Genomic DNA, 13,193 nt, shown 5'->3' on the forward strand with positions numbered 1-13,193 from the left:
GATGATGAATCAACAACAATCACTTCAGGGAATCTTATCCATCGCAGCAATCATATGTATGGCGGTAGGCTGGTTCAATTTATTTTCTCCGGAAATTAACGAGCTTCTCTCCAGAAAAGTCTTTTATGTATTGATAGGAGCAAGTTTCTTCGTTCAGGCGCCTACGCTTCCTAATAAAAACTTTATGTATGGTATGTATGCAGCGGCGGCACTTTGTGTAATCGGGGCATTTTTACCGGCAGATTCTAAACTTTCAATGCTTAAAACAATCGGTCTTCTTGGAGGAATTGTTATTTCTTTGACTAACAGACCGAGGCGTTCGTAATGTATGGAAGAGCAGATTGTATATGAAGATAACCATCTTCTGGTGGTTAACAAAAAAGTAGGACAGCTTGTTCAGGGCGATAAAACCGGCGATGAATCTTTGCTGGAGTCCATTAAAAATTTTATCAAAAAAAGAGATGCTAAGCCGGGAAATGTTTTTCTCGGTTTGGTTCACCGTATAGACCGCCCAACCTCGGGTCTGGTTATCTATGCTAAAACTTCCAAAGCACTTTCCCGCCTTACCCAGATGGTGAAAAACAGGGAAGTAAAAAAAACATATTGGGCTGTTGTGGGTAAAGAAATGATCCCTCAGAGCCAAAGACTTGTTCATTACTTAAAGAAGAATGAAAAGAATAATAAGGCCATTGTTTTTCCAAAGGTAACAGAAGGAGCAAAAGAAGCGATTTTGACCTATCATGTGATCAAAACCTTAGATAATTATATGCTCCTTGAGATTGATCTGGAAACCGGAAGGCATCATCAAATTCGTGCCCAGCTGTCGAAAACCGGAATTCCTATAAAAGGCGACTTGAAATATGGAGCGCCTCGCTCGAATCCGGACGGCGGGATTAATCTTCATGCACGGAAACTGGAATTTATTCATCCGGTAACTAAAGAAAAAATAGAAATTATAGCCCCCGTTCCGCAGAATGATGCTATCTGGAGAGCTTGTGAAGAGTAAAAATCTGATCCTGCATATTTGCAGGATTTTTTCTTTTGCTGTTTTAAATACTGAATTCATCGATGTTTGTTAGTTTGGTGTTTTTCTATAATATGTGATAAATTGATTCATTTTAATTATATTTAATGTAAATAATTTAATAAACTGTATTTTTTCTTTAATTTTTTGTAAAAATTAATATCTTAGTTGGGAATTTAATCCAATCCCATATGAAACATTTTTACAATTTTTTTTCTCAGGGAAGAGAAAAAGTAAACGATTTAAAAATTGCCTTATTCGGTTTTATCGCTTTGCTTGCAAGCAGCAGTTTAGTATCAGCCCAGGTAAGTGCTTATAGTTTTGCCCAGTCTTCCGGAACCTATACTCCCATTGTAGGGACTGCATTGGCGGATGCCACCGGCAATACTTCGGCAACCAATCTTAACAGTAATGTTTATCCTTTAACCCTGCCGTTCGATTTTGTATTTAACGGAACTTCGTACAATGTATTGAATGTGTCAACGAACGGATTTATTACTTTTGGTACAACAGCTCCGGGTACGACTGCCACCACCCCAATATCAAGTGCTACTGGTTATGAGGGGGCAATTTCTGTTTTTGGAAAAGACATAAGCAGTTTTTTTGATATAGCTGGAGCCACAGGCAATATAAGTTGGGAAGTAATCGGTTCGGCTCCCAACAGGGAAGTTGTTATACAATGGAAAAACTTCAGACCCAACAGCAGTACCTCTACAACTGCGGCATATGCCTTGTCATTTCAGATCCGTTTAAAGGAAACTTCGAATATTATTGAAATGGTTTATAGCAGCGGGGCATATTTAGTAGGAAATACAACGGTTTCGGGAACAGCCCAGATCGGTCTGAGAGGTACTTCCTCCGCTGATTTTAATACCCGGCTTAACGCAACAACACTTGAATTTATAAACTCTACCGCAGGAACAGCAAATAACAGCACACAGGCATTTAATACAGCTAACTCAATTCCGGGAATGCCTTCTGCAGGGTTAACCTATACCTGGACACCGCCAACATGCTATGCTCCATCGGGGCTTACGGCAGGAGCAACTACCAATAACAGTGCCTCAATATCCTGGATAGCTTCTCCATCAGCTCCTTCAGGATATGATATTTATTACAGTACTTCCAATACAGCTCCAATATCCTCTACAGCACCTACTAACCCAAATCTTACCGGGACATCAGCTTCCATAGGATCATTGGCGCCTTCTACGGTATATTATGTCTGGATCAGATCAAATTGTGGAGGAGGAAATACAAGTGTATGGTCACTTCAGCCTATACAGGTAGTAACACAATGCCTGCCACCGGCAATTCTTACAACTGCTGGTGCTACTGTTTGCCCTAACCAGGCTGCGACATTGTCGGCTACAGCAGATACCGGAGCATCTATAACCTGGTATGATGCTGCTACGGCAGGGAATGTAGTAGGCACAGGACCGAGCTTTACAACGCCTGTATTAAGCAGTACAACACCTTATTATGTAACTGCTTCAGTAGGGGGTACATCTTCTACCGGGCTGGCGAATGCAATATCTACATCAGGGTATACCTTGGATGCAGGTTTGCTTTTTGATGTCTATTCTACTGTTACTATCAGTGGGGTAAATGTATATCCAATGGGTACAGGAGCAGGAACTGTGGAAATTGCTCTGCAGGATGGTAATGTCTCTCCTGCTGTGACATTACAGACAATTACAGTAAATCTGACAGGTTCTGCGGCTCCATATGTAAAGACTTATGTTCCTTTAAACTTTACAGTTCCACCGGGAAGCAATTATAAATTGATGATGCTGACCAGATCAGGCAGTGTGTCTGGATTGGTAAGAGAATCAGGCAGTACCTGGGGTAGTTATCCTTTTACGGTGCCAGGAGCATTATCTATAACAGCAGGAAACCTTACCGGAAATACCGCTTCAACATCTTATTATTATTTCTATGACTGGCAGATCAGCAGTAAATGCGAAAGCGCAAGAACAACCGTTACTGCAACCGTGGACAGCGCGTGTTTAGGTACATCCGAAGTGAATGCTAAAAATCAGATGAAAGTATATCCTAATCCATTTAAAGATATCATAACCATTACTGATATTGAAAAAGTAAAATCAATTCATATTTCTGATAGTGCAGGAAGAATGATAAAAACTATTGATAATCCTTCTAAAGAAATTTATTTGGGAGATTTGAAATCTGGTTTATACATTCTTACTCTATCCATGAAAGACGGAAGTGTGGCTCATATAAAAGCGATTAAAAAATAAAACGTTTAAATAAAAAATAAAAAAGCCCGAAGTTTTCAACAACTTCGGGCTTTTGTTTTTTGAATCTTATATTTTGTCCGTTCTGAAAAAATAACTACCTTCGTCACAACTTTAGGGGTGTCTGTAGACATACAGACTGAGACTTTACCCTTTGAACCTGATCTGGATTATACCAGCGTAGGGAAAAGTAAATGACTTTTGCTGTACACTCTATTGTACAATAATGGCCATTCCTAAAGTATATTTTAAAATAATTAGGAATGGAACTTACAATCAACCACACAACGAAAACATTTGAAGTACTTCCCGATAATCTGGAAGCACTCATGGCTATGGAAATACCCGGAAAGAAAAAAGGGATAGCCGTGGCTCTCAACAACCGTATTATTCCATTGTCCGACTGGGCAGAAACAATCCTTAAAGATAAAGATTCAGTTTTAATCATTACTGCCACTCAGGGCGGATAATTTTCATTTAATAATACAAAAACTTATGGCTCATTCAATCACTTGTTCGCCATTTCCGAACGCCAAGAAAATTTATGTTGAAGGAAAAATACATCCTATCAGCGTAGCAATGCGTGAAATTCACCTCAGTCCCACAAAGCTTACCAACGGGACGTTGGAAGATAATGCACCTGTAACCATTTATGATACCTCAGGTCCCTATACGGATGAAAATGCATCCATTGATATCATGAAAGGACTTCCAAGAATCAGGGAGCAATGGATACTGGACAGAAAAGATGTGGATATCCTGAGCGGAATCACCTCAGAATACGGAAAAGCCCGCCTTGCAGATTCACGTCTTGATGACCTGCGTTTTGCCTACGATCACAAACCGAAAGTAGCAAAAGAAAGCTTTGAACTTACACAGCTCTATTATGCAAAACAAGGAATCGTTACCGCTGAAATGGAATATGTAGCCATCAGGGAAAATCAGAGGATAGAACAGTTGGATACGGTTTCCCAGGATATGGCATTTCAACATCCCGGGAACAGTTTCGGTGCCAATACTCCGAAAGGTAAGATCACCCCGGAGTTTGTAAGAGATGAAATTGCCGCAGGAAGAGCAATCATTCCAAACAACATTAACCACCCGGAGAGTGAACCAATGATTATCGGACGTAATTTTTTGGTTAAAATTAATGCTAACATCGGAAACAGTGCTGTTTCATCCAGCATTGAAGAAGAAGTAGAGAAAGCAGTCTGGGCCTGCCGCTGGGGAGCTGATACCATTATGGATCTTTCTACGGGAAAAAACATTCACGAAACAAGGGAGTGGATCATCAGAAACAGCCCGGTTCCTATTGGTACAGTCCCAATTTATCAGGCATTGGAAAAGGTAAAAGGTGTTCCGGAAGACCTTACGTGGGAAGTTTTTAAAGATACTCTAATTGAGCAGGCAGAACAAGGCGTTTCATACTTTACTATTCATGCCGGAGTTTTATTAAGATATATCCATCTTACAGCAAAAAGAGTAACAGGAATTGTTTCACGAGGGGGATCTATTATGGCAAAATGGTGTCTTTACCATCATAAAGAAAACTTTCTGTACACCCATTTCGAAGAAATCTGTGAGATCATGAAGAAATACGACGTAGCTTTTTCCTTGGGAGATGGTCTTCGTCCTGGATCTATTGCGGATGCCAATGATGCCGCTCAGTTTGCTGAACTGGAAACTTTGGGTGAACTGACTAAAATTGCCTGGAAGCACAACGTGCAGGTGATGATAGAAGGGCCGGGCCATGTACCGATGCATATGATCAAAGAAAATATGGATAAGCAACTGGAAGTATGCCAGGAGGCACCATTTTATACTTTAGGTCCTTTGACGACAGATATTGCTCCAGGTTATGATCATATTACTTCCGGAATAGGAGCGGCAATGATCGGCTGGTTCGGATGCGCAATGCTTTGCTATGTAACTCCGAAAGAACATTTGGGTCTTCCCAACAAAGAAGATGTAAAAGTTGGAGTTATTACTTACAAATTAGCTGCACATGCTGCAGATCTGGCGAAAGGTCATCCTGGAGCGCAATACAGAGATAATGCTTTGAGTAAAGCCAGATTTGAATTCAGATGGGAAGACCAGTTCAATCTTTCATTGGATCCCGATACGGCAAGAGCTTATCACGATGAAACGCTGCCGGCGGAAGGTGCTAAAATTGCCCATTTCTGTTCCATGTGCGGTCCAAAATTCTGTTCTATGAAAATTACCCAGGAAATCCGCGATTCTGCAGAAAAAGGCATGCTGGATAAATCCCAGGAATTTATTGAAAAAGGAAAAGAAATTTATATATGATCCTCGTTATCACTCCCGAAACAATGATTCAAAATGAGACAGAGGTCATCAACCAAATGTTTCAGGAAGGATTGGATCTGCTTCATATAAGAAAGCCTAAGATAAGCCGGGAAGAAATGAAAAATTTCCTGTATCGTATCGATGAGAAGTTTTATCCTCAGTTGGTATTGCACGGATATGGTGATTTGGGGAAGGATCATCATATTTCCCGGTTTCATTTCAGGGAAGCAGACCGGAATGCCGGGGTTTATAAGTCTCATGTCGGGAAAAACATTCTTTCCACTTCGGTTCATGATATGGAAACGTATAATGCACTAGGAAAAGAATGGGAATATTCATTTTTCAGTCCTGTTTTCCCAAGCATCTCTAAAAAGGGGTATGGGGAAGATTCATCATTAATAGAAGAAATGAAATATAGAACTAACCAGGAAGTAAAATTAATTGCATTGGGAGGAATTAACGAGAATAATATCTGTAAAGTGTTCGAAAACGGAGCAGACGGAGCAGCACTGTTAGGTGCGGTATGGAACAGCGATCAGCCACTAAATACATTTAAAAAATGCAGACAGAACGCCCTTTCGTGATGAGTATTGCAGGATTTGATCCATCAGGTGGAGCAGGCCTTTTAGCGGATATAAAAACATTTGAACAGCTTGACGTAATGGGGCTAGGTGTTTGCACAGCAATGACCGTTCAGACGGAATCCCGGTGTTTAAGCATAGAGTGGCGGCCTTTAGACGAGATCATAACATCCATAAGTGTCTTGATGAAAGAATACCCTGTTGAAGCTATAAAAATCGGAGTAGTAAAAGATTCGGTATTTCTGGAAAAGATCATAGAAACAATCCGGTTCTATAATGCCGGAACAAAGATCATCTGGGATCCGGTATTAAAAAGTACTTCAGAATTTTCTTTTTTTGATCTGGAAACCTTACCTCTTTTGAAAGATGTTTTAAAAAAAATTGATCTTATTACACCCAACTATAATGAATACAGGGTTTTACAAGAAAATAGCCTCTTAGATCAAAGCGAAAATTTTTGTGCTGTACTGGTTAAAGGCGGTCACAGAACAGATAAAATTGGTATAGATATTCTGATCCGGAACGGAGAAGAGATTTCATTGGAGCCGAATCTTGATGAGTCTTCCGGCTACTATCCGAAACACGGTTCAGGATGCGTGCTGTCTTCGGCAATTGCAGGTTGGCTGGCGAAAGAAGAAAGTCTGGAAGATGCCTGCAGGAAAGGAAAGTTATATACCGAAAAATTTTTAAAAAGTAACCCCTCTTTATTGGGTTTTCATTCAGTTTAATCATGGAAAAATTACAATACATATCTCAGGGACAGACCAAAGAAGAACAGGAGTTTAATATCCGGAAAGCTTTAGATAATGGTATAAAATGGCTGCAGGTTCGCTGGAAAAATGCTCATGAAAACGAATTTTTTCAGCTTTGTGAAATTTCAAAAAAACTTTGTTCAGAATATCAGACGGTCTGTATCATTAATGACCATGTTCAAATGGCTAAAGAAATTGATGCAGACGGTGTCCATTTGGGACTGAAAGATGTGTCCATTGAAATGGCGAGACACGTTTTAGGTAAAAATAAAATGATCGGAGGAACAGCCAATACCCTTTCAGATGTCCTTCAGAGAATCAGTGAACCATGCGATTATATCGGTTTAGGACCTCTGAGATTTACCGCTACAAAAGAAAAGCTAAGCCCGATCCTCGGATTTGAAGGCTATCAGGATATTATTAAAAATTTAAAAGACAAATCGATAGTCATTCCGAAAATTTATGCCATCGGAGGAGTTGTCCTTCAGGATATTGAACCTCTTCAGCAGATCGGAATATATGGTGCTGCAGTCTCGGGAGAAATCACCAACCGTCCGGCTGCTATCAGTGAATTTAAAAAAGCAATGATATGAATAATCAGAAATTAATAATAGCAGAGAGAATATTTGATTCAAGACTGTTCCTGGGAACCGGAAAATTCGGAAACCTAAACGAAATGGCGACCTCTGTGATCGCTTCGGGAACAGATATGGTCACCATGGCACTGAAGAGAATAGATTCCGGTGCAGCAGAAGACGGACTGTTGGATTCATTAAAAGAAACTCATGTTCACCTCCTTCCCAATACCTCGGGGGCCAGAACCGCGAAAGAAGCAGTACTGGCAGCACAGCTTGCAAGAGAGGCCCTGGAAACAAACTGGGTGAAACTGGAAATCCATCCCGACCCGAAATATCTTCTTCCTGATCCTATTGAAACTCTTTATGCAACAGAAGAACTGGCCAAACTGGGATTTATCGTAATGCCATACATCCATGCCGATCCTGTGCTGTGTAAACGTCTGGAGGATGCCGGAACTGCTGTAGTAATGCCTTTAGGAGCTCCAATTGGTACCAATAAAGGATTGAGAACATTAGATTTTCTGGAGATCATCATCAGCCAGAGCAATGTTCCCGTTGTGGTAGATGCGGGAATCGGGGCACCTTCTGATGCAGCAAAAGCAATGGAAATGGGAGCTGATGCGGTTCTCGTCAATACCGCAATTGCTGTGGCAAGAAACCCTGTCAATATGGCTTTGGCGTTTAAAGAAGGGGTTATTGCCGGAAGAAGAGCCTTTGAATCGGGATTAGGGGCAATAGCAGATCACGCCGAAGCATCAAGTCCTTTGACCTCTTTTTTATTTGAATAAAATAGTAGAAAACAATGAACAGCTTTAAAGATGTTTTTGAACGTTATCATTGGGATGAGGTAAGAATCAGACTCGGAAAAGTAACCCATTCAGATGTTCTGAACAGCCTTCGGAAGAAAAATAAAACCTTAGATGATTTTCTAAATCTGCTTTCTCCCGCCGCCGCACAGGAACTGGAACTGATGGCAAAAATGACCCGCCAGCTGACCCAGAAACGCTTTGGGAAAACCATTCAGCTTTATGCACCGATGTATGTCAGCAACGAATGTCAGAATATATGTACGTATTGTGGTTTCAGTCTGGATAATGATGTAAGGAGGAAAACCCTTTCTGATACTGAGTTGATGATAGAAGCTTCTGTTCTGAAATCTATGGGTGTTAATCACGTTCTATTGGTAAGTGGAGAAGCCAGTAAAACAGTAGGAATTTCTTACTTTTTAAACGCTGTCCGCCTGTTGAAACCTCATTTTGCCAATATCTCGATTGAAGTACAGCCCTTATCAGAACAGGAATATTTCCAGCTTCATCAGGAAGGTGTTTATTCGGTGTTGGTGTATCAGGAAACGTATCATCAGGAGGTTTATAAAGAATACCATCCTAAAGGGAAAAAATCAAACTTCCATTTCCGCTTAGACACCCCGGACAGAATTGGAAGAGCCGGAATTCATAAGATCGGGTTGGGTGTTTTGCTTGGGCTTGAAGACTGGCGTATAGACAGTTTTTTCAATGCCCTCCATATTGATTATCTCCAGAAGCAATACTGGAAAAGCCGTTTTTCAGTTTCATTTCCAAGGTTGAGGCCTGCAGAAGGAATCATTGAACCCAATTTTATCATGGAAGATAAGGACCTGCTACAGCTGATCTGTGCCTACAGAGTTTGGAATGAAGACCTGGAAATCTCCATATCTACCAGAGAAAATGAAAAATTCAGGGACAATATCATCTCACTCGGGGCAACAGCCATGAGCGCGGCTTCTAAAACAAATCCGGGAGGTTATGCCGTAGATGTAGAATCTTTGGAACAATTTGAAACCAGCGACGAACGGAGTATGGAAGAAGTAAAAGCCAGCATCAGAAAAGCCGGTTACGATCCAGTGATGAAAGATTGGGATCCTGCATATAGCGGAATTTAAAAATTAAACCATTAAGAACATTGAAGTCATTAAGTCTAATTAAGAAAAATCAATAGATTTTTTTAATCTTAAAACGGAGCTTATCTTAATATTTCTTAACAGGTTAAAAATCTTAATGGTTCAAAACAATTTTGGAATGAAAAGCGAAGATATTTTTGCAAGATACAGCCGGCAGATATTTATCGAAGAAGTTGGTCTGGATGGGCAACGAAGAATAATGGCTTCCAAAGTCCTTGTCATTGGGGCAGGAGGTTTAGGAAGTCCGGTCATTCAGTACCTCGCCGCTGCCGGAGTGGGAACTTTAGGTGTGGCAGATTTTGATGAGGTGGAGCTTCACAACCTGAACCGCCAGGTCATTCACACTGAAAATACAGTTGGGATTTCAAAGGTTAAAAGTGCGGAAGCATTTGCCGATAAGCTTAATCATCAGGTAAAGTTTATTGGAATTGATATAAAAATCGACAGCTTAAATGCAGAAAAAATCCTTTCACAGTACGATATTATAGTAGATGGATCCGATAATTTTACCACCAGATATCTGATCAATGATACCTGCGTTAAGCTTGGAAAACCGTTGGTGTACGGAAGTATCCTGGGATTTTCGGGACAAACCGCCGTATTCAATTATAAAGGAAGTAAAAACCTTAGGAATTTGTTTCCGGAACCACCTTTTGACGAAAATTTGCCTGACTGCGACAGTCTCGGAGTTTTGGGAGCATTGCCAGGCATTGTAGGGAGTATGATGGCTATGCAGGTTTTAAAGATCATCACAGAACTTCCTGTGCAAGCAAATCAGCTTACCCTTATTGATACTCTGAACTGGAGATTCCAGACCATAGATTTTTAAATTAACCTGGGTCGGGGTTAAGGGGCAGGAAGCTGGAAGAGGGAGGCTGGAAGTTAATAGCTGACACTTATTAAAAATTTGATGAAGGCATAAAGATTAATAAAGCTTACTGTAGTTCTGTTTTAGGGACAATGTCTTCCCTCTTCTGGCTTCAAACTTCATGACATTCTTAAAAAAGGAATATCTTACCCGGACTTAGGTTAAATTATATTGTTTTAAATAAATGAGGCAGTAAAATTTCTTTACTGCCTCATTTTATGATTTTTAATTCTAAAAAATTACTGTGCCTGCTGCATAACGCCTGTGTCTTCTTTTTTAGTCTGGTTCAGAATATTTGGATCTTCCTTAGCCAGTTTATTCTTGGTAGGAATTTTATAATTGATAGAAATTCCAAAGTTTCTCGTATCATACTTACTTCTGATCATTACAGGCTGGCCTTCAGGCGGATTGGAATATACCTGCATCACCTGCCCGTTGAAAATATCATTCGCAAACACGGAAACAGTAAGACGGTTGTTCATAAATTTCTTCGTCAACGTGATATCCAGGTTATTGTTGAATGGTTTATCAGCCGTAAAGTAGAAATATCCGGCTTTTGGAGTAAGATAACTATAGTTGGCGGTCAGTTTTATGTCTTTTGGTAAAAGCAGCTGGGTCATGATATTAAAGATCCAGAAGCCTTTATTGTTTAAATTATCAATATCGTGTTTCTGGTAACCTGCATACAGATACATAAAGTTAATTTTGTCAGGGTTAAAATTAAACTTCATGATCTCGCTCATTGGCTTGCTGAAAATCATAAACGGTATAGGAAGACCTACATTAAAGTTATGAATTTTCATATTCGAAATATTCACCTGTTTATTGTAAAGGTTCTTGCCGTTTTTCATAATGATCTGTGCTACCTGATCTTTTGCAGAACTTACACTGTACCCAATGAAGGCATAATCAAACGCCGAAACTTTCAATTCATAATTATCAAAAATCGTAGGCTGAAGATCCGGGTTACCGGTAACTTCCGTATTCGGGCTGGCAAAGATGACGTTATTCGGGTTCAGGGCAGAAATGCTTGGCAGCGTGATTTTTTTATTGTAATTCGCTGCAACATACACCTGGTTCATCAGGCTATACTGTACGCTTGCATTCGGAAAAAGCTTGAATTTATTGAAAGGTGTTAAATCTCTTTCCAGAACAGCATTATCCTTTATGGTTCTTGTAATCCCGGAAATATCATAATTTTCCGCTCTTGCTCCTAAAGTAAAGTCAAACTTTTTCAGTTTTGCCTGAAATTCAAGGTAGGTAGAAGCCGTCTGTCTTTGGTACTCCAGGTTGGTCAAACCTTTACTTTCCGTATCATAATCCTGTCTCTCATATAAACCTCCCAAACTCACTTTTCCACCGTCCAGAAGCTTGATCGGCTGTGAATAATCTACCTTGAAGTTAGCAACCCTCATATCCGATTTATTATCAAGTACATTTTCGCCGCCTACATTAAGGAAAGGCTGCCAAATATCCGTATAAAAGCCTCTCTGGAAGAAATTGTCCTGAGAGAATTTAGATGTAGCCTTAGTATATCCAAACTGGAAGTCCAGCTTTTGAGACTTTTCGCTGAAACGCTTCTGATACGTTACAACAGCTTCCTGCCTCAGGTTGTTGGTATGAGCGACATCGGATGCTTCATAATCAGCTTCCCGGTACTTGACAGGATTAAGGCTGACAGGGATGTCGGCAAGGCCTGTACTGGCTGTATAATTGTCATTATTGTTGTGATAAATATCGTAGTTCAGCAATAATCTGTCCTGTCCAAGATCAAAAGTCAACCCTGATTTTGCAAAATATCCGCGTCCTATTCTGTCCGTATTGTTGTGAAGAAGAACATCCTGATCGCCATTCAGCATATTTTCGCGATAGTTTTGACCAACATTCAGCTGCCATCCGAAATATTTATTTCTGGCATTTAAGTTTAATGAATTGGTGGTTCTGCTTCTGAATTTATCGTAATTGGTAAACGAATAATTTCCAGAATACGTTGCTGTTAAATACTTATTGGCATTCTTATTTGTAATGATATTCATGATGGCACCTCCTGAAGTAGCCGGATATTCCGCTCCCGGCTGCGTGATCACTTCAATTCTGTCTACCGAGTTGGCAGGCATCCCTTCAAGAAAAGAATTCAGTTCGTTTGAAGTAATATTTAAAGGTCTTCCGTTCAGGCAAACATCCAGGATTTTTCCCTGGTACATCATTCCGGCAATATCTGTGGAAACCAGTCCCGGAAGTTTCTTTATACCTTCCAGAACATTCCCGTTATTAAGCTGTGGCTGTTCAGAAAAGTCAAAAATAGTACGGTCTGCTTTCTGTTCAACGGCTTTTTTAGTTTTGGTAATGACTACGCCTTCAATCTGTTTCTCCTTGTCTGGGGTGTTGTTGTTTTTTTCCCTGTGAATAAGCAAAAAAAGACGCCAGCAAAGACAGCGTGAATATAGTTTTTCTCATAATGTTTTTTTACTACTATCCAGTTAGACGTAAAAAAAGCTCATTTGTTACGGCGAAATTTGCGAAAAGTTAAATTTTTGGGCAATTATTTTTTTTATTCCGAAATAATTATATCTTTGCCAGGTAATTATCAAGAATCTCATAGATGGGATAGCAACCTGCAAAAACAAGCAAGGTGCTGAAATAGATAAGCCGGCATGCCCGGAAAAAATGTTTATTCTCTATTTTCTTCCCATCTTGACATTTTTGTTTTAAAAATAAAATCAATGTTTAAAGACAAGGGAAACCACAAGACCAATTTAAATTTTCGTTTCTCAGATCATGAAGTATCACTTCGTTATTCTGACTTGCTTTCATGCCATACTCACATGCGCATGTGTTGTTGTTTCTAGACTTCTTTAAAAAATAATTCAATCATTCAGGCTTTTG

At 39.9% G+C, this 13,193-nt stretch carries 11 protein-coding genes, 1 pseudogene and 2 riboswitches; of the genes and pseudogenes, 11 read left to right on the plus strand and 1 reads right to left on the minus strand.

From position 1 onward, the window contains the following. Window position 1 precedes the first annotated feature (1 nt). From V6R96_RS04545 to V6R96_RS04595, 11 genes are all read left to right on the plus strand, one after another. Window positions 2-325: a hypothetical protein gene (locus V6R96_RS04545; protein WP_111958537.1), complete on the plus strand. Its 324-nt coding sequence runs from the start codon at window positions 2-4 to the stop codon at window positions 323-325. 3 nt (window positions 326-328) lie between these two features. Further along, a complete protein-coding gene (locus tag V6R96_RS04550) occupies window positions 329-1,006 on the plus strand; it encodes an RNA pseudouridine synthase (protein ID WP_336378128.1) in 678 nt (225 codons plus the stop codon). Window positions 1,007-1,215: 209 nt separating this feature from the next. Next, a complete protein-coding gene (locus V6R96_RS04555; protein ID WP_336378129.1) occupies window positions 1,216-3,285 on the plus strand; it encodes a T9SS type A sorting domain-containing protein in 2,070 nt (689 codons plus the stop codon). Between the two features lie 103 nt (window positions 3,286-3,388). Then, a riboswitch (TPP riboswitch) is annotated at window positions 3,389-3,486 on the plus strand. A 59-nt stretch (window positions 3,487-3,545) separates the two neighbouring features. Further along, entirely contained in the window at window positions 3,546-3,752 is a 207-nt protein-coding gene (gene thiS, locus V6R96_RS04560) for a sulfur carrier protein ThiS (RefSeq protein WP_223557727.1), read from the plus strand. 25 nt (window positions 3,753-3,777) lie between these two features. Beyond that, window positions 3,778-5,589 carry a phosphomethylpyrimidine synthase ThiC gene (thiC, locus tag V6R96_RS04565; protein WP_336378130.1) on the plus strand — a complete coding sequence of 604 codons (1,812 nt, stop codon included), beginning with the start codon at window positions 3,778-3,780 and terminating at the stop codon, window positions 5,587-5,589. Continuing rightward, the gene (locus V6R96_RS04570; RefSeq protein WP_336378131.1) at window positions 5,586-6,173 is read left to right on the plus strand and encodes a thiamine phosphate synthase; all 588 of its coding nucleotides are present in this window, start codon (window positions 5,586-5,588) and stop codon (window positions 6,171-6,173) included. The genes thiC and V6R96_RS04570 overlap by 4 nt, the downstream gene beginning before the upstream one ends. Next, window positions 6,149-6,898, plus strand: a complete 750-nt coding sequence (locus tag V6R96_RS04575; protein ID WP_336378132.1) for a hydroxymethylpyrimidine/phosphomethylpyrimidine kinase — start codon at window positions 6,149-6,151, stop codon at window positions 6,896-6,898. The genes V6R96_RS04570 and V6R96_RS04575 overlap by 25 nt, the downstream gene beginning before the upstream one ends. A gap of 2 nt (window positions 6,899-6,900) precedes the next feature. Then, window positions 6,901-7,515 (plus strand): thiamine phosphate synthase, encoded by a 615-nt coding sequence (locus V6R96_RS04580; protein WP_336378133.1) that lies wholly within the window; start codon window positions 6,901-6,903, stop codon window positions 7,513-7,515. Further along, the gene (locus tag V6R96_RS04585) at window positions 7,512-8,288 is read left to right on the plus strand and encodes a thiazole synthase (protein WP_223557722.1); all 777 of its coding nucleotides are present in this window, start codon (window positions 7,512-7,514) and stop codon (window positions 8,286-8,288) included. The genes V6R96_RS04580 and V6R96_RS04585 overlap by 4 nt, the downstream gene beginning before the upstream one ends. A 14-nt stretch (window positions 8,289-8,302) precedes the next feature. Continuing rightward, the gene (gene thiH, locus V6R96_RS04590; RefSeq protein WP_336378134.1) at window positions 8,303-9,421 is read left to right on the plus strand and encodes a 2-iminoacetate synthase ThiH; all 1,119 of its coding nucleotides are present in this window, start codon (window positions 8,303-8,305) and stop codon (window positions 9,419-9,421) included. A gap of 136 nt (window positions 9,422-9,557) precedes the next feature. Next, on the plus strand, window positions 9,558-10,268 hold the full coding sequence (locus tag V6R96_RS04595) for a HesA/MoeB/ThiF family protein (protein ID WP_336378135.1): 711 nt from the start codon (window positions 9,558-9,560) through the stop codon (window positions 10,266-10,268). Window positions 10,269-10,546: 278 nt separating this feature from the next. Here the strand turns inward: V6R96_RS04595 and V6R96_RS04600 are convergent. Beyond that, window positions 10,547-12,764, minus strand: a pseudogene (locus V6R96_RS04600) (outer membrane beta-barrel protein). A 122-nt stretch (window positions 12,765-12,886) separates the two neighbouring features. After that, window positions 12,887-12,985: riboswitch (SAM-I-IV-variant riboswitch) on the plus strand. The last annotated feature ends 208 nt before the right edge of the window (window positions 12,986-13,193 follow it).

The organism is Chryseobacterium sp. CCNWLW53 (assembly GCF_037083525.1).
Taxonomy (GTDB): Bacteria; Bacteroidota; Bacteroidia; order Flavobacteriales; family Weeksellaceae; genus Chryseobacterium; species Chryseobacterium lathyri.

What these genes read in the sequence shown, in the direction of transcription:
- V6R96_RS04545 (WP_111958537.1), top strand. Translation starts at nt 2, where the DNA reads ATGATGAATCAACAACAATCACTTCAGGGAATCTTATCCATCGCAGCA.
- V6R96_RS04550 (WP_336378128.1), top strand. Translation starts at nt 329, where the DNA reads ATGGAAGAGCAGATTGTATATGAAGATAACCATCTTCTGGTGGTTAAC.
- V6R96_RS04555 (WP_336378129.1), top strand. Translation starts at nt 1,216, where the DNA reads ATGAAACATTTTTACAATTTTTTTTCTCAGGGAAGAGAAAAAGTAAAC.
- thiS (WP_223557727.1), top strand. Translation starts at nt 3,546, where the DNA reads ATGGAACTTACAATCAACCACACAACGAAAACATTTGAAGTACTTCCC.
- thiC (WP_336378130.1), top strand. Translation starts at nt 3,778, where the DNA reads ATGGCTCATTCAATCACTTGTTCGCCATTTCCGAACGCCAAGAAAATT.
- V6R96_RS04570 (WP_336378131.1), top strand. Translation starts at nt 5,586, where the DNA reads ATGATCCTCGTTATCACTCCCGAAACAATGATTCAAAATGAGACAGAG.
- V6R96_RS04575 (WP_336378132.1), top strand. Translation starts at nt 6,149, where the DNA reads ATGCAGACAGAACGCCCTTTCGTGATGAGTATTGCAGGATTTGATCCA.
- V6R96_RS04580 (WP_336378133.1), top strand. Translation starts at nt 6,901, where the DNA reads ATGGAAAAATTACAATACATATCTCAGGGACAGACCAAAGAAGAACAG.
- V6R96_RS04585 (WP_223557722.1), top strand. Translation starts at nt 7,512, where the DNA reads ATGAATAATCAGAAATTAATAATAGCAGAGAGAATATTTGATTCAAGA.
- thiH (WP_336378134.1), top strand. Translation starts at nt 8,303, where the DNA reads ATGAACAGCTTTAAAGATGTTTTTGAACGTTATCATTGGGATGAGGTA.
- V6R96_RS04595 (WP_336378135.1), top strand. Translation starts at nt 9,558, where the DNA reads ATGAAAAGCGAAGATATTTTTGCAAGATACAGCCGGCAGATATTTATC.